16 protein-coding genes are annotated in these 15,361 nt (G+C 52.5%); 4 read left to right on the top strand and 12 right to left on the bottom strand.

Translation table 11 applies throughout. From position 1 onward, the window contains the following. Nucleotides 1-490: membrane integrity-associated transporter subunit PqiC (gene pqiC / locus ACJ8IN_RS24265; protein ID WP_442519551.1), on the top strand; the 490-nt coding region annotated here is incomplete at its 5' end. A 322-nt stretch (nucleotides 491-812) separates the two neighbouring features. Here the strand turns inward: pqiC and ACJ8IN_RS24260 are convergent. The 5 genes from ACJ8IN_RS24260 to ACJ8IN_RS24240 form a co-directional block, all read right to left on the bottom strand. Then, nucleotides 813-1,454 carry a MarC family NAAT transporter gene (locus ACJ8IN_RS24260; protein WP_033645085.1) on the bottom strand — a complete coding sequence of 214 codons (642 nt, stop codon included), beginning with the start codon at nucleotides 1,452-1,454 and terminating at the stop codon, nucleotides 813-815. Between the two features lie 52 nt (nucleotides 1,455-1,506). Further along, the gene (locus ACJ8IN_RS24255; RefSeq protein WP_442519550.1) at nucleotides 1,507-4,560 is read right to left on the bottom strand and encodes an efflux RND transporter permease subunit; all 3,054 of its coding nucleotides are present in this window, start codon (nucleotides 4,558-4,560) and stop codon (nucleotides 1,507-1,509) included. Beyond that, on the bottom strand, nucleotides 4,560-5,681 hold the full coding sequence (locus ACJ8IN_RS24250; RefSeq protein ID WP_047569157.1) for an efflux RND transporter periplasmic adaptor subunit: 1,122 nt from the start codon (nucleotides 5,679-5,681) through the stop codon (nucleotides 4,560-4,562). The genes ACJ8IN_RS24255 and ACJ8IN_RS24250 overlap by 1 nt, the downstream gene beginning before the upstream one ends. A 79-nt stretch (nucleotides 5,682-5,760) precedes the next feature. After that, nucleotides 5,761-6,945 carry a sensor histidine kinase gene (locus ACJ8IN_RS24245; RefSeq protein WP_033645089.1) on the bottom strand — a complete coding sequence of 395 codons (1,185 nt, stop codon included), beginning with the start codon at nucleotides 6,943-6,945 and terminating at the stop codon, nucleotides 5,761-5,763. Next, the gene (locus tag ACJ8IN_RS24240; RefSeq protein WP_308325452.1) at nucleotides 6,942-7,637 is read right to left on the bottom strand and encodes a response regulator transcription factor; all 696 of its coding nucleotides are present in this window, start codon (nucleotides 7,635-7,637) and stop codon (nucleotides 6,942-6,944) included. The genes ACJ8IN_RS24245 and ACJ8IN_RS24240 overlap by 4 nt, the downstream gene beginning before the upstream one ends. Before the next feature lie 311 nt (nucleotides 7,638-7,948). Between ACJ8IN_RS24240 and ACJ8IN_RS24235 the strand changes: the two genes are divergently transcribed. After that, nucleotides 7,949-8,356: a helix-turn-helix domain-containing protein gene (locus tag ACJ8IN_RS24235; protein ID WP_052133461.1), complete on the top strand. Its 408-nt coding sequence runs from the start codon at nucleotides 7,949-7,951 to the stop codon at nucleotides 8,354-8,356. A 742-nt stretch (nucleotides 8,357-9,098) separates the two neighbouring features. Here the strand turns inward: ACJ8IN_RS24235 and ACJ8IN_RS24230 are convergent. The 6 genes from ACJ8IN_RS24230 to ACJ8IN_RS24205 are packed head-to-tail and all read right to left on the bottom strand — an operon-like array spanning nucleotide 9,099 to nucleotide 13,091. Next, on the bottom strand, nucleotides 9,099-11,432 hold the full coding sequence (locus tag ACJ8IN_RS24230; protein WP_047569161.1) for a primase-helicase zinc-binding domain-containing protein: 2,334 nt from the start codon (nucleotides 11,430-11,432) through the stop codon (nucleotides 9,099-9,101). Nucleotides 11,433-11,442: 10 nt separating this feature from the next. After that, a complete protein-coding gene (locus ACJ8IN_RS24225) occupies nucleotides 11,443-11,778 on the bottom strand; it encodes a DUF5375 family protein (RefSeq protein WP_047569163.1) in 336 nt (111 codons plus the stop codon). Further along, a complete protein-coding gene (locus ACJ8IN_RS24220; RefSeq protein ID WP_015376559.1) occupies nucleotides 11,775-12,038 on the bottom strand; it encodes a hypothetical protein in 264 nt (87 codons plus the stop codon). Before ACJ8IN_RS24220 ends, ACJ8IN_RS24225 begins: the two co-directional genes overlap by 4 nt. Continuing rightward, entirely contained in the window at nucleotides 12,035-12,580 is a 546-nt protein-coding gene (locus tag ACJ8IN_RS24215) for a host cell division inhibitor Icd-like protein (protein WP_046897664.1), read from the bottom strand. The genes ACJ8IN_RS24220 and ACJ8IN_RS24215 overlap by 4 nt, the downstream gene beginning before the upstream one ends. Before the next feature lie 5 nt (nucleotides 12,581-12,585). Beyond that, a complete protein-coding gene (locus ACJ8IN_RS24210) occupies nucleotides 12,586-12,831 on the bottom strand; it encodes a hypothetical protein (protein ID WP_033635644.1) in 246 nt (81 codons plus the stop codon). After that, nucleotides 12,828-13,091: a helix-turn-helix transcriptional regulator gene (locus ACJ8IN_RS24205; protein WP_046897663.1), complete on the bottom strand. Its 264-nt coding sequence runs from the start codon at nucleotides 13,089-13,091 to the stop codon at nucleotides 12,828-12,830. The genes ACJ8IN_RS24210 and ACJ8IN_RS24205 overlap by 4 nt, the downstream gene beginning before the upstream one ends. 530 nt (nucleotides 13,092-13,621) lie before the next feature. Here ACJ8IN_RS24205 and ACJ8IN_RS24200 point away from each other — a divergent pair. Together ACJ8IN_RS24200 and ACJ8IN_RS24195 are read left to right on the top strand one after the other, a co-directional pair. Then, nucleotides 13,622-14,347, top strand: coding sequence for a hypothetical protein (locus ACJ8IN_RS24200; RefSeq protein ID WP_047571686.1), 726 nt, complete (start codon nucleotides 13,622-13,624; stop codon nucleotides 14,345-14,347). Continuing rightward, nucleotides 14,344-14,598, top strand: a complete 255-nt coding sequence (locus ACJ8IN_RS24195) for an ogr/Delta-like zinc finger family protein (protein WP_047569171.1) — start codon at nucleotides 14,344-14,346, stop codon at nucleotides 14,596-14,598. Before ACJ8IN_RS24200 ends, ACJ8IN_RS24195 begins: the two co-directional genes overlap by 4 nt. Nucleotides 14,599-14,871: 273 nt before the next feature. Here ACJ8IN_RS24195 and ACJ8IN_RS24190 read toward each other — a convergent pair. Continuing rightward, on the bottom strand, nucleotides 14,872-15,361 hold a 490-nt coding region (locus ACJ8IN_RS24190), incomplete at its 5' end, for a 3'-5' exonuclease (protein WP_442519549.1).

Genomic DNA, 15,361 nt, shown 5'->3' with positions numbered 1-15,361 from the left:
CTACTATCAGTTGCCGGCGCTGGGTGCGCCGGCCGCGGCCGGCAGCAGCGCCGCCTCCACGCGCCAGCTGTGGCTGGAGCACGTGAGCGTGGCGGATTATCTGGCGCAGAGCGGCGTGGTGTATCAGACCAACGACGTGCAGTATGTGATAGCCCAGAACAACCTGTGGGCCAGCCCGCTCGATCAGCAGCTGCAGCAAACGCTGGTCACCAACCTGAGCAGCGCGCTGCCGGGGTGGGTGGTCTCTTCGCAGCCGATGAGCAGCGATCAGGATGTGCTGAACGTGACCATCAGCGGCTTCCACGGCCGCTTTGACGGGAAAGCAATCATTCGCGGCGAGTGGGTGCTGAACCGCCAGGGGCGTTTGATCAAAAGGCCTTTCAACCTGGAGCTGAAACAGGGTGAAGATGGCTATGATGCCCTGGTGCGCACGCTGGCGCAGGGGTGGCAGCAGGAGGCCCAGGCTATCGCCAAGGTGTTGTCCCCCTAAAATGGCAATCAACAGCCATAATGCACCGGTGACGGCTTATGGTGATGGGATCAGATTCGGGATTAGGCCTGTTGACGACGCACCAGAATAAAAGAAAAAGTAAAAAAAGTTCCCATCTTACTTGGGAACTTTTTGATAAAAAATAACAGCATGACGACAGTCATTACCGCTGGCGCTCACAGCGTTGTCCATGCAGAAAAAAACGTTATGGCAGCCAAGAGCATCAGAGCATTATCAGAACTGATATAGATATAAGGTTTTAGATATTATTCTCGTCTGATATGCGCAACCTCATGCATATCAGACACTGAAGCGTTCACGTTTATTGTATTGTGACGAGTTCAACGACGCCATTTATAACAAACTGAACCCCCATACAGACCAGCAGGAATCCCATCACTCGGGAAATAGCATCGATTCCAGATGTTCCTACAAGCTTCATAACACCCAGTGACGCCCGCAGAGATACCCATAAAATCAGAGAAATGGCTATCGCAATCAGGGGGGGCGCGGTGTAGGCGACCCACAAATCCAGATGCGATGTTTCAGCGCTGAATGTCGACGCGGCACTGATCAACATAGCAATGGTACCCGGGCCTGCCGTACTGGGCATTGCCAAGGGGATAAATGCTATATTTTTGGTTTTTCCCTTCTCGCCGTTTTGAGGCTTATTCACATCCTGCGGAAACAGCATGTTAAACCCAATAAAGGCAACGATCATTCCACCTGCAATTCGTAATCCCGGAATGGATATGCCAAAGGTATTAATAACAGCCTTACCGGCATACCATGCAACCATCATAATCACAAAGACATAGAAAGCCGCCATAGCTGACTGCTTCTTTTTTTCTTGTTCAGACATGTCGCCTGACAGCCCAAGAAAAAGGGCTACAGTGGTCAATGGGTTTACCAGCGGCAGTAATAAAACCAACCCTAGCCCAATAAGTTTAAATAACTCAAACATCTTTCCACCTCCTTTTAAAGTGTCCCCCCGGAGCTATCTCCGGGGGTAAGTTCTATCGAGACTTCTCCCATTGCAGAACGGCGCTGATGGCAGCCGGCAATACCGTCAGGGTAAATAGGGTGGCAACGAATAGCCCACCAATAATGGCATAGGCCATAGGCCCCCAAAATACCTGATGCGCGATAGGTATCATCCCTAATATTGCTGCACAAGCCGTCAAGAGTATCGGTCTGGAACGATGCAGTGATGCCTCGACGATCGCCTCAGTATTATCCGCACCTTGCGCCCTGTTTATTTCCACTTCTTCAATAAGGATCACGGCATTGCGGATAATCATCCCCGCCAACGCAATCACGCCAAGAATCGCGACAAACCCCATTGGCGTTCCGGTGGGTAACATGGCGGCGACAACGCCAATCAAACCGAAGGGGGCAATCAACAGCGCCAGCATCATGCGTGAGAAACTACGCAACTGCACCATCAGCAAGATCAGCATCACCAATAAGGTCACTGGCAGAACGGCGAATACGGAACGGTTGCCTTTCATGGCTTCAATGACGCTTCCCCCCTCGGTAATGTGATATCCCGGAGGCAGACTTTTGCGTAATTCATCGACAACAGGCGCCAAACTCTTGGATACGCCGGACGCATTCAGCCCTGGCGCAATATCCGTTTGCACCGTAATGAAAGGCTCTCGTTGCCGCCGCCACTGAATAGGCTCAGCCAACGTATAGCCTATCGTTGCGATCTGCTTTAATGGCACAACGCGCCCATCGGCCGTCGTTAATTGCAAATCCGCGACGGTTTCAATGTCTCTCCGCGTATTTTCCGAAGCTCGCAGCACCACGTTAACCTGGCGGTTTCTGTCCCTGATCGTCGTTACAGCGGACCCCGAATACATTTCAGCAAGAGCGCTTGCGACATCCTGAGAGCTTAATCCCAAGGCCCTCGCTTCCGTCTGATTAAGCGTTATATAGAGTTCTCGTTGCGGTTCTCCCGCAGTAAGGTTGACCTCTCTTGTCTGCGGGTTGTCACCCAATTTCCCCGCCAACTCCATGGATATCTCACGGATTTTGGTCAGATCCGGGCCGGAAACGCGATATTTCAACGGCCAACCTACCGGGGGCCCCAGCTCCAACGGCGAAGCACGCGTAACAAGATGGCCGAAATCTTTTTGCAGAATTTTTTCAAGCCTGGACTTCACGGCGTCACGCTCTTCAAGTCCCTTGGTGACCACGACCAATTGAGCGATATTTTCGTTATCAAGCAACAGGTCCATCGGTAAATAAAACCGCACGGCACCCGATCCAACGTACGTCGTAAAATGATCAATATCGGGATCCTTCTTGAGGATTTCCTCCAAGCGAATGGCTTCCCTCGCCGTATCTTCCTGCACGGCATTTCTCGGCAGAGTCAGACTGACGAGTAACTCCGGCCTGTCAGAAGCGGGAAAGAACTCTTCTTCCATGTGCGAGGATCCGATAAAAGCAATGGCCAGCAACAGAACCGCCACGATGCCGGTCATCCCTCGGCGCTTAAGGATATATCGCAATGCACTTTCGTACTTTTGCATGACTTTACCTTTACCATGGGCGTGTTCCTTCATCACCTTAGGTAAAAGCCACACGCCTATCAGCGGTGAAAAAAGTACGGCAACAATCCAGGAGTTGATGAGTGAGATCAGCACCACCATGAACAGAGAATAACAGTACTCCCCCGCACTCGACGTTGCGAAACCGACCGGGATAAAACCGGCGATCATGACCAATGTGCCGGTCAGCATCGGGAAAGCCGTCGTCGTCCAGGCTTTTGTCGCCGCCTTTTTGACAGGGTCTCCTTTCTCCAGACGCGACATCATGATCTCTACAGTGATCATGGCATCATCGACCAGTAACCCCAGCGCAATAATTAATACGCCAAGGGAGATACGCTGTATGCCTATACCGGCAATTTCCATGCCGATAAACGTCATGGCCAGCACCAGCGGAATGGATGCTGCAACCACTAACCCGGCACGAGTGCCTAATGACAAGAAAGACACAGCCAACACAATGACGACCGCCTCAAGGAGCACTTTCATAAAGCTCCCCACCGCGTCATGCACCACCGTCGACTGATCGGCCACTTTCAGCACGTTGATACCCGCAGGCAAGCGGCTGGAGATATCATCCATCTTTTCGTTAAGCGCTTTGCCGAAATCCAGCATATTGCCTGTCGGGGCCATGGAGATGGCCAGGCCAATCGCCGACTCCCCGTTAACTCTGAAGGCCGGCGTCGGCGGATCGACCGCCTCGCGAGAGATAGTCGCAATATCCGTCAGAGGAACGAATTTATCCTGAATATGCAGTGTCAGCTGTTTGAGGCTTTCTTCCGATGCGAAAGCGCCGCTGACTCTCAACATGACTTTATCTTTGTCGGTTCTGATTTCTCCCGCCGGAGTCACGGCGTTTTGCGCGCTGATGGCGTTCTTGATTTGGTCGAGCGTCAGCCCCATGCCCGCAATTTTCTGCGGTGAGAATGATAAGATGACCTGCTCTTCTTTCACGCCCAGCAGGTTCACTTTCCCAACATCCGGTAGCGTTAAGACGTCCGTGCGAACTTTATCAACCAGATCGCGCAGTTCACGCTCGCTGAATCCTTCACGCGTAAAGCCATAGATGGTGCCGTAGGTATCATCAAATTCATCGTTGACGGCAGGTGAACTGACGCCGGCAGGAAGCTGAGGGGAAACGTCCTTTATTTTTTTCCTGACCGTATACCACAGTTCTTTCACTTTCTCCGGCGGCGTATTATCACGCAGATAGATAAAAATAACCGACTCGCCGGGCCGGCTGTAACTCTCCAAATAATCAAGGTAAGGAACTTCCTGAAGTTTCTTCTCCAACGGATCGGTCACGAAATTGACGGTATCCTCCACAGAGGCCCCAGGCCAACTCGCGGAAACCACTGCCGTTTTAATGGTAAACGCCGGATCCTCGTTGCGCGGCAAGTTGTAATAGCTCATCACCCCGGCAATGGTGATAACCAACATAAAAAAGGCAACCAGTTGCTGATTGGCAAGCGCCCAGGCAGACAGGTTAAACTTCTCGGGTTCAGAGGCATTCATCAGAATTTATCCTCCAAACTCACTTTCTCCCCAGGCCGTAACTTGCTCACGCCAGCGATCACCACCTTGTCGCCAGGTTTGAGGCCATCAGCAATAAACACGTCCTCGGAGCTATAGCGAGTAACGTTAACTTTGCGCAATGCCAAGGTTAATGTATCCGGTTGAACGATTAAAACGGCAGGATCCACGCCATCACGGGTCATCGCAGACGCCGGCAGAACAAACGCTGCCTGCCCCGGGATCACGATACTTCCCTGCACCGTCGCGCCCAAAGCCATTTTCTCTGGAGGGTTCGGCAGCGAGACTCTGACTCGCCAGGTCCGCGTCTGCTTATCCGCCTGTGGATTCACATCTCGGATCACGCCCTCAGTCACGACGGAAGGATCGGAAAGCAGCGCAATCTTGACTTTATTATCGGAAAGATTGCTGTACAAAATTGCTTCTGGAACGTCAAATACGGCATCTACTCCCTGATTGAGTGAGAGCGTAACGACCCCCTGCCCTGCGCTGACAGTTTGTCCAGGATTCAGATTAACCGAAGTCACTACGCCATCTGAAGGCGCAACCAGACGGGTGTAACCCAATTGCTCCTGAGCGATTTTCAAATTCGATTGAGCAGAGACGCGTTTTGCCGCCGCGACTTCAAGATTGACCCTCGCTTCATCAACCTGAGCCTGCGCGATAGCACCGGTTTTGATCAATGATTGCAGCCTCCTGAAATTGAGAGCAGCCAGGCGCTCTGAAGAAACGGCACCGGCCAGTTCGGCCTGCGCACTGCGCACCTGATTCTCGTTATTTCTGGGCTCCAACGTCGCGATCGTTTGCCCCGCCTTTAATTTGTCCCCCACATCGACTGGGCGGCTGAGGAGCCGGCCGTCAATGCGAAACGAGAGCTGAGATTCCTCATGGGGGCGAATTTCTCCGGTATGCTTTATCAAAACTCCGCCAACCGGATTATCGACGACAAGCGTTCGTACGGAACGTGTAGGCACCTCCTGTGTCTTTGCTTTATCATCACATCCCGCCAAAAAAACGAACAGGGGAATAATAAACAGTTTCCAATATTGAAATAGAAACACGCTCTTGACCGTACTTATTAACCTGAACAAACCTACTGACATAAGACATTCTCCTGATAGTCTGTCGAAGAATTAAACCTTTTTTATGTGTAGATTTAGTCCATGTTTTTTCAAGGAATCATCAAGACTCTATTTTCATTGGAAGAATTAGTTGAAATAGCATCCCACCGTCAGGATGATTCTGAGCACTGAGACTGCCGTCGTGTTCGCGGCTTATCGCCATGGCGATAGAAAGACCGAGCCCACTTCCCCCCAGATTTCTCGACCGCGAGCTCTCCTCCCGGGAAAAACGTTCGAACATCAAGGGCAAAAAGGCTTCACTGACGCCCGGCCCATAATCGCGAAAACCGACGATAGCCTCATTATTAAAATGATTAACGGTGATTGTCAGTTTCTTGCCGGAATGCGCGTAGCGCATTGCATTTTTTATGAGAATCGTAACAACTTGCCCAATTCGGAACGGATCGGCATAGACGAATACAGGAGCAGGACATTCAAATTCAATCGTGAAGTTTCCCTGAGAAGCTTCAGCCTTTAACCATTGCAAACGCTCCTGAATCAAATCGCACAGATTCACATGGTATTTTTCTAATGATAATGCCCCGGCTTGCGACAATGACAGCGTTTGAAGATCATCAATAAGGCGATTTAGGCTATTCAAGGGCTGCATAACCAGATCTAACTGATTCTTGTCCGGCTCAAAAACCCCATCCATAATTCCCTGAAGGCGTGCGATGGAAGCCGTCAACGGCGAGCGTAACTCATGCGCCATAGCGATATGAGAAGCACGCAACTCCCCTTCATAATAAGTCAGTTTTTTGGTCATCTCATTGAAATCGTGTGTTAGAGTAAGAAGTTCTTCCGGCGCTTTCTCTTCTAATTTTGCTTGCACAGAGAAATCCCCCTCGGCGACTTTTCTCGCGGCAGTGACCAAATAGGAAAATTGCTTCGCCAATGGCCGCGACATATAGAGCCCCAGTAAGACCATGAGAGGTATAGCGACAACAACCAAAATAGCCAGCATAATCCAATCCCCCGACGTGATCGACGGATTAGCAAAGTCAATGCCATACCAATAGTGAAAAAGGCTATAAAACCTGTACAAATCTTCATTGGGATTATTAAGCAAGTGCAGGAATTCCTTTCGGACATCCGCCGGCATTTCATGATATAAAACCCAGGTACTATAAATGGCATAGCGCAACCACATACAGAGTGCAATAATAACAATCACCCCGACAGATTGGGAAATGACCCTCACGCAAATCCACTTCCAAAGCGAAACTCTTTTGCTTTTCTTATTCATTTATTCCAATACCTGTAGCCCATCGCTCTAACGGTCAGTAGTACATCATCCACCCCTACCGAATTGAGCTTTTTGCGCAAATTATAAATATGCGTATCGACAACCCGCTCAAATGCATCACTTTCCGGCAAACACATATTTAATAATGTCTGGCGGGAAAATGCTCTTTTTGGCGCACGCATTAGCACGGATAACAATAAAAATTCAGTCGGCGTAAGATCCACTGCAATTTTAATGTTTTCGGCGGGGCAGACGTGAACCAGCATCGCCTCTTCATCAAGTTGTACCGGGCCACAAATAATAAGCTCAGATTTTATATTTAAAGCAGTCGCTCTTCTCAGCACGGCATGAACCCGAGCAACCACCTCTCCCGGGTTATAGGGTTTCACGATGTAATCATCAACGCCGTGCCTCAACGAGGAGATCTTATCCTGAATCTCGCCGATTGCCGTCACCATGATGACCGGCACATCGCTCTTTCTACGCACACGTGCCAATATTTCATTGCCATTTATTCCCGGCAGCATGACGTCTAATAAAACCAAATCAGGTTGCCAGGAAAAAACCATCTCAAGCCCTTTAACACCATCGCCTACCTTAGCAACGGCAAAGCACTCTCTTTTTAGATAAGCTTCCAGGACTTCTGCAGCATGCATATCGTCCTCGATGATTAAAACTCTTCTTTCTTCCATATATTAACCTGCTATTCAGTCACGCTAATCAAGTAAAAATAATATAATAAAGTTTAGCACTTTTTTATTTAAAGAATAAACAAAAAACGAAGATAGTACATATCAGGCGATTAAAAATAAAGTCAGCACGACTTCATTCAAAACCAGCAAGACAAAAAACACGATGCAATAACATTAAAATTCAAATAGTTATCAACGAAACAGCATTAACCCAAAAATAAAAAAACAGAAATTGATAACATCTTGACAAAGTTAAGCAATAATCGAGATTTCAATAGCACCAACAGGTGAAGATATCGGGAGCCGATGCAATGGAAATGAGCAAAGTTGAACAGTCCAGAATATTTATTAATAGCGTTATCAATCTGTTGGAAATGCATCTCAGGCAACCGGTAAACATCATAAACCTGATTGATAAAACTGGATATTCCAGATGGTATGTTCAACGTAAATTCTGTGCTTTGGCCGGCATATCGATGAAGTCTTACATCAGATCAAGAAAAATGACAGAGGCGGCAAAAATGATTTTATCTACAGACAGAAAGATTATAGATATTGCACTTGAATATGGTTATCTGGAACAGCAGGCCTTCTGTCGCATCTTTAAAAACCACTATGGCGTTTCCCCTACGATGTTTCGCAAAATGAATAAGCCACGTGAGGATATTTGGATATCGGCGAAAACAGTGCTTGTAAAACTCACAAACGATGGGAAATGAAATCGAGGACGTAACGAAGTTACAACATGTTGTCAGCGATGAAGAAAAATAGGATATGATTAATCAGCGCATGTTTGTGATGAGAAATTCAATGGCCTATTATTATTTTAGCCAATTCATTAGCCAAAAACGCTCAGTAAGACAACATCCTTTATTTTTGAACGAATAAATTTTCCATAATTATACAATCAACGACGTTCTTCTATCGTTCGCCATACAGCGTATGATAGGGGCTATACCCTGGTTTTATATCAAACGCGCATCTATGGCTCGGCACAACGTATATCCATCATTGACGCATACGTGCATAAAATCCCCAGCGAAAAGAAATTCATACGCACTTATATTCGCTTAGCTCCAATTTTAGCTTCAGCTCTCTTAATTACATTATGATTTTACTGGGTTTGAGAAGGGATAGGAGCATTGTTCACCTTATACACCTTTTAGTTCTCTCCTTTTCTTTCAATGCATTGATAGGTGTGCTGTTCCCATTTCAGTACGCACCACTACCCACCTACTGAGTGAACAGTCTGAATCGCAGACACAAAAAAACCGGCCTGAGCCGGTTTGGGGAGCGCTTGTCGTTATGATATTGGCCGTTCAGCGGCCGATAGGATGCCCTGGTGTTGCTGCATGTGTTTGGGTCAATTCCACTATAGGCGGCGTGGCGATTGAGCGTCCAATGGGTTCGGCAGATCAATAATGGCCTATTGATCGGCTCGGCCGATCGACCCGCTCATCGTCACACCGCCCCGCACTTAGGCAGCCAGTCCGCTTCGCACTCGTCACTCAATATCAGGTTGGTCTGTATTCCCTGCTTGGTGCGGCGTTTGAGCAGCGTATGCTCATACTCTTTCAGCGTCTGCGGCACTGCCTGGCCGAACGCCGTCAGGTTCATCACGTGCTGATAACCCCGTGCCGCCATAAACGACAGGTAGGCGTGATACAGGTAGCGGCGCGGATTCGGCGGGGTGATGTTGGCATTGCCGATCATCATCCCTTCCGGGGTGCCCAGCACCGTCAGGTAACCACAAAAATCAACCAGCGGATCGGCATGCCGTTTGATTTCCAGGGCTTCCGCCGAACTCTGCTGCGCCTGAAGCAGTACGCGGGCGTCATTCGGGTTGGCGAAGCGCTGCATCAGGTGACGCACGATAACCGCCAGCTCTTCGGTGATCTTCGCCAGCAGCAACGGGTCGCGCTCCTCGGGGGCAATAGCTTCCGGGAACGGCAAAATAACGCGGCGGCGCGAGATGCCGCCGCTGCGGTCGCTGAACTGCATCGGGTTGTTGTTGACCGCCAAAATCACCGCCGGGATGTGCGCCGCGTAGGCGTCGCGGTATTTCGGGTCGATGGCGACCGCATCGCCGCCGGTGATGGCCTTGATACCGGCGCCGTCACCGCTCCACTTCTCCTGGTCGGGCAGAATAATCAGCGAGAAGCCGACCACGCTGGCTCGCTCGCGCGCCGACTCCAGGTTATCGATGGTGGCGGAGGTGGTGTTGTCCGCCCCGGCCAACAGCCGGGCGATGGCCGCCATTACGCTCTTGCCGCTGCCGCCGGGGCCGGTCACTTCGAGGAACAGCTGCCAGTCATAGCGGTTGGCCAGCACCATAAAGAGCGCCGCGAGAATACGCTCCTGCTTGTCGTGACTCCCCCCGGCGGCCCGCGTCAGCCACTGCCAGAAGTGCGGTGCATGGTCGGCTAGGTTCTCCCCGGCGCGCGGCGGCGTGTAGTCCACGCTGTTGACGGTGCGCAGCCAGTGCTCTTGCCGGTGGGCGCTAAACTGCCCGCTGACGGTATCAAATACCCCGTTACGAAAACCTATCAACCGCCGGGCCGGGTCGCCCATCTGCGGCACCATCAGCTTGAGGGTATCCAAAATGCTGTTGATACCGGCGGCGGAGAACGGCGCGCGCACCTTCTGGAACAACGCGGCAATCTCCCGGCTCAGCTGCCGGTGCGGCAGCACCTGCCAGGCGCCACGCGTATAGCGGCACAGCTCCTCTCCCACCGGCGGCACCGCCAGGGTGTTGCCGTAGTGTTCGGCTAGCAGCTCGGCCTTCTCGCTGGCGCTCATGGCTTTGAGGTCGGCATCGCTCAGCGTGTCGAACGGGCTGGGCTGCGGCGGCTGGCTAAATGCCTGTAGCTGGGCACGCGTGGACTCAGCGCCCTGCTGGCAGTAGACGTCGTTCCAGTCGCCTTCCGAAGGCGGTAGTGCAGGGATACCGCCGGTGAGTGTGGCCGCCTCGGCGGCGCGTGCCTGCCCGGTGCCGCTGCGGTCATTATCGGCCGCCAGCAGCAACCGTGCATCCGGGTAATGGCTGCGCAGCTGCTCTGCCACCGCCGCCAGATTGTTGGCGCTGAGCGCCACGCACACCGTTTCGCCGGTCAGGCGATGCACGGTGAGGCCGGTGGCGTAGCCTTCGGTGAGCCAGATAACCGCGTTGTCCGGGCCGCAGAGAGTGTGGCAGGCGGCTTTCACCTGCCCGCCTGCCAGCATACGCTTGTCACCGGCGGCGTTAATCAGCTGTACGTTAACCACTTCTCCCCCGGCATTGTACAGCGGCAGCAGCAGGTCACCGGGCTGGAAGGTTATTCCGCCAACGCGCAGCGGCTGGCCCTGCAAGGTCAGGGCGTCCACCTCCGGCCAGCCTTTGGCGCTCAGATAGGCATTGTCGGTCTGAGGTTGCGCGGCAGCCACCAGAGCCTGTGCCTGTCGCGCGGCCTTGCGCTGGGCCTCGGCTTTGTCTTGTGGTGAATGACCGGCCTCAGCGGCCGGTGGCAAAGCGTTGGCGTTTTCTCCCATCACGGCGGCCACCTGTTCGGCGGCGGCCCTGGCAGACAGTGACAGGGCCTTTTCCACCAGGTTGAGGCCGTCACCGGCCCCACACTGATTGCAGAACCAGGTGCCACGGCCGTCCTGGTTGTCGAAACGGAAGCGGTCTTTACCGCCGCAGGTCGGGCACGGCTGCGGCTTGCCGTTTGGCTGCAAGGCAATGCCGAGGGCCGGGAGTATCACCGACCAGTGGCCGGTGGCGGTGCGTACGGTCTGGGAAACGAAGTGGGCGCTCATGCTCTTCTCCTCAGTGTACGGTAGCGTGCTGTGCCGCCGACAGGCGCTCGCAGCACAGCTCGTCCATCATCTTTTGCCCCAGCGCGGTCAGGCGCAGTGCGGCCACCAGAACGTCCGGCTGCACCATGTCGCTCAACATCGTGCACGCCATGTCCATGCCATCCTCCGCACCGTACTGACGCACAAAATGCCCTTCCAGACGCAGGGCAATCGTCATCTGCAGCTCGTCCAGCGTGTAACCCAGGCTCACCCGGTAAAAGGCGCAGGTGTCCAGATAGGCTTGCGCCACGGCGCGGCGGAAAACGGCGGTACGGACTTCAATCGGTAAACAGGATGCAGTATTCATGCGGCGGTGGCCTCCATGCGGGCAAGAATTTGGGATTCACAGGTGTTGACGACGTGGCCGAGCTGGTCGGTCAGCAAGGCAATGACCGAGGCAAACGATGCCTGTTGCACGGCATCGGGGCGCTGCCCGCCGAGGTCGAGGGTGTCCAGCAGGTCGAGGAACAGCACGCCGGTGGCGTGCGCATGCTGGAGACGCAGAAAATCGGCGTGCGGGATAGGGTAATGGGTGTCACGGTAGTAACGGTCGGCCAGGGTGTTCATGCTGCCGCCTTAACCGGCAGACGACCGGCAAAGGACAACACATAATCACGGGCCAGCACGCGGCGGGCGTTGCGTTCGGTATCCGCCACGGTGCGCACGATACGCGGTGAAGCGGTCAGCGCAGAACGGCGTACGGCCGCAAACAAATAGCAGAATGTAGGGTGAGTCGGGGTGAGGGTCGTAGCCATGGTGGCAGCCTCCTTAGAGTAAAGGTTATTGCTACCACCGAAGTTCCTACACTTATGGGTGGTAGCCCAGACGGGGGTAGGAATACCGGCCTCTAAGAATACCGGCCAGCCCGAAGGCTGCCCCGCCTGAGCCACCATTGATTGACTGCTGCGATAGCATAACATCCACCGCGCAAAAAATGAGCAAGCAAAGGCTGCGACATAAAAAAACACGCCTGGCGCGTGTTGTGTCGCCTTAGAGATACACGGGTTCCTACGCCCGGCTGCCGATTTTGCGGCAGCGGGAGGACTATAACGCAGGGCCGGACGTGGGGGCAAGCCGTAAGACGCCCCCGGACGTTCAATCGATCGCATAGTGATCAACAGTCGGTAAGCGGGTCGTTGCGGGTATCGGCCGCCGCGCAGGTCAGCGGCACCGGCCCGGCACTGAACAGGCGCGGCTGCGCCTGGCGACTCGCCAGACGAATAACGCCGTGTTTTTCACTGCGGTGCTCCGGTAAGACGACGCCAGGCTCTTTACGCTGCAACAGGATAGCTTCCGCCACAAACAGCGCGTCGCGCTCATCAAGGGTGAAATGCTGGCGACCAAAGGTTAGCTGCATCATACGGCGGCCCCCTGGTGACGGTTAGCGATACGTTCATCCATCCACTGCTCGACCTCGGAGGCCAGCCAGGCGACGTTTTTACCGCCGAGGGAGACCTGGGCCGGGAACTGCCGGCGGCTCATCATCTCGTACACGGTGGAGCGGGACAGGCCGGTGGTGTAGAGCACTTCCGGTAGGCGGATAAAGCGCTCGCGTGGGGTGTAACCGCCAGGAAGCACCGGCGACAGAGTGGATGGGGCGGGGGTGGAAACGGTCAACATAAAACGCTACCTCTTTGTGTCCGGCCAACGCTGGCCGGGACTGTGTGAACTTCGGTAGCGCCCTATTATGTGAATATTTACCGGGGTGGCAACAAGGTGTTGTTGTGTGGCTCGTCAAGAAATGGTTATAAAAACAACAAATTATAATAGCTCAGCAATCCTCACTACTCCTCCCCCTTCCTCAACATTACCCCATAGTTTTCAACAATGAATTCATTGCTAATAAATAGGTATAAACAGACTAACCACCGCTAGCCAGGGAAAAGGCTGTTTTGGACTGGGTGAACAGTGGTGAACACCGGGTGAAGAGTTTAGTGAGAACTGTTCACCCTATTATTTACTGATTTATCTATATTTTTTCTTTAGGTGAACAGTAGTGAATAGTTTTAGGTAAAACTAAAAACGGCTTGATGGTTTTCTCATCAGCGCCCAAGGCTGTTGTCCTGGGGACAGTCCAACCGGGATGAATGGCGATGTTGTACGGCGGTCAGCAGAATAGCTTCACATTGACTGACACCGGAGACATGACCATGAGCACCACCGCCTTACCGAAATACATCACCGATAAACTGCAAGCCCTGCGTGACGCTCGCGCCGCCCACGACAAAAACTATCAGGCGTTGACCGACGTCGTAACCGGTATTGCCCGCTGCCACCAACAGAAGAAAGACACCGAAGTGCAGAGCCAGGAGGCAGAAAGCCAGTGGCGCCCCCTGTTTCGTAAACTGCGCGGAGAAATGACGCCGGAACCGCAAGCGCAACACCACAGCCGGATTTCCAAGCGGGAGCTGGCGAAAGAGTTCGACGGACTGATTGAGGAGATGGAGCTGGACAAAATGCAGCTTCACCTCAACTGCGGCGGCACAGCCCCGAAGGTGGTGAGCGCGCACAAAGACGCCCTCACGACCTTTGCAGCTCACGCGATGCATCAGGCCGTGGATGCGCTGAGCAAGGCGCTAATCAGCCCTGACGTTATCAAGGCGTGTGCACTGGCTTCACGGGCTTACGGCGTCTATGCGGACAATCCGATGAGGATGATTGAGCTACAGGTACAGGGCGCACTACAAGGCCGCATTCGCGCTACCATGGCTACGCAAAATATCGACCACCCGGTGCTTAATGAGATTGGCCTGACGATACCGGAAGAAACCGGCGTATTGCGGGAGCGACAAAGATGCCCAATGCGCCAGATGCGTGGGGCAAGAGAACTGGCGGAAAAACGCCGTCTGCTGCAAGAAAAAGGAGCCAAATCATGATGCGCTGCCCGCTGTGCACCCATGCGTCCTATACTCGCACCAGTCGCTATATCACGGAGCGGACAAAAGAGGCGTATTACCAATGTCAGAGCCTGACCTGTTCTTGCACATTCAAGACGGTGGAAAGCGTCGATAAAATCCTGTGCCAGCCGATACAGGCACAACCGGCCGATGAGAACGCCCTGCCACCGCCGGAGAAACGGACATTGAACCGTTATCGCCGCTACAACAGCAATCCAACCCTGCACTAAGCGCCCTCCTCAGCCCCGTCGCTCTCGCCAGCATCGCGGGGCATTACCCTTTTCACCTCGCCCAAAACAGCCTTTTTCCTGGCTAGCCAGCCTCAAATTGCGCGTGCATGCATAGGGTGCATGATTTTGCATGCAAGAAAATGCACTTTTCATCCCCTGCCGCACCAGTACTGGCGCGGCCTGCGGCCGTTCATGCAACTGCATGAAAAGCGACACATGAAGTGCGCAGGCGAGGCGGGGGAAGTATTGCGCGCAGAGATAAAACATAGGATTTCAGTTATCAATCATCGTATAAAGCCCTTCAAGGCCATCCAGTAGAAAGAACTGGGATGGTTTTCCTTTTTTCAATTGACCCTGGGTGTTAAAGCGCTGAGTTGAGGTCATAAGAACTGTAAAGTTTTTAGCTCTAGTAACCCCTACATAATGTAGATTCAGACATTGTTGAATATTTGTAAACACCTCATCAAATGAGCCCTCAATATACTCTCTTTGCGGTAAAATCCAGTCATACAGATCTACATGAAATACAAAATCAAACTCCAAACCTTTGGATTTATGCAAAGTCAAAACTTGAACCTCATCATCATTAGTCGGCCTATAGTTGTTTTGAACCCCTATATTTAAAAAAACCTCTTGAATTGCATCTATATGATTAGCGCTTAGATTTTTCAATCCAAACCTATAAAGTATTGCATTAAACAATGCTATACACCCATCATATTCAACTGATTTCACTGCACAAATCATTTTTCTTAATTCAACA

Source organism: Serratia sp. CY31944, assembly GCF_052169175.1.
Taxonomy (GTDB): Bacteria; Pseudomonadota; Gammaproteobacteria; order Enterobacterales; family Enterobacteriaceae; genus Serratia; species Serratia sarumanii.
This window is presented reverse-complemented; position numbering and strand designations above follow the sequence as displayed.

Excerpts from the sequence above, each read along its gene's own strand:
- ACJ8IN_RS24240 (WP_308325452.1), bottom strand. The coding sequence starts at position 7,637 with ATGGAAGAAAGAAGAGTTTTAATCATCGAGGACGATATGCATGCTGCA.
- ACJ8IN_RS24235 (WP_052133461.1), top strand. The coding sequence starts at position 7,949 with ATGGAAATGAGCAAAGTTGAACAGTCCAGAATATTTATTAATAGCGTT.
- ACJ8IN_RS24210 (WP_033635644.1), bottom strand. The coding sequence starts at position 12,831 with ATGATGCAGCTAACCTTTGGTCGCCAGCATTTCACCCTTGATGAGCGC.
- ACJ8IN_RS24250 (WP_047569157.1), bottom strand. The coding sequence starts at position 5,681 with ATGTCAGTAGGTTTGTTCAGGTTAATAAGTACGGTCAAGAGCGTGTTT.
- ACJ8IN_RS24195 (WP_047569171.1), top strand. The coding sequence starts at position 14,344 with ATGATGCGCTGCCCGCTGTGCACCCATGCGTCCTATACTCGCACCAGT.
- ACJ8IN_RS24260 (WP_033645085.1), bottom strand. The coding sequence starts at position 1,454 with ATGTTTGAGTTATTTAAACTTATTGGGCTAGGGTTGGTTTTATTACTG.
- ACJ8IN_RS24230 (WP_047569161.1), bottom strand. The coding sequence starts at position 11,432 with ATGAGCGCCCACTTCGTTTCCCAGACCGTACGCACCGCCACCGGCCAC.
- ACJ8IN_RS24245 (WP_033645089.1), bottom strand. The coding sequence starts at position 6,945 with ATGAATAAGAAAAGCAAAAGAGTTTCGCTTTGGAAGTGGATTTGCGTG.
- ACJ8IN_RS24205 (WP_046897663.1), bottom strand. The coding sequence starts at position 13,091 with ATGTTGACCGTTTCCACCCCCGCCCCATCCACTCTGTCGCCGGTGCTT.
- ACJ8IN_RS24225 (WP_047569163.1), bottom strand. The coding sequence starts at position 11,778 with ATGAATACTGCATCCTGTTTACCGATTGAAGTCCGTACCGCCGTTTTC.
- ACJ8IN_RS24215 (WP_046897664.1), bottom strand. The coding sequence starts at position 12,580 with ATGCGATCGATTGAACGTCCGGGGGCGTCTTACGGCTTGCCCCCACGT.
- ACJ8IN_RS24220 (WP_015376559.1), bottom strand. The coding sequence starts at position 12,038 with ATGAACACCCTGGCCGACCGTTACTACCGTGACACCCATTACCCTATC.
- ACJ8IN_RS24255 (WP_442519550.1), bottom strand. The coding sequence starts at position 4,560 with ATGAATGCCTCTGAACCCGAGAAGTTTAACCTGTCTGCCTGGGCGCTT.
- ACJ8IN_RS24200 (WP_047571686.1), top strand. The coding sequence starts at position 13,622 with ATGAGCACCACCGCCTTACCGAAATACATCACCGATAAACTGCAAGCC.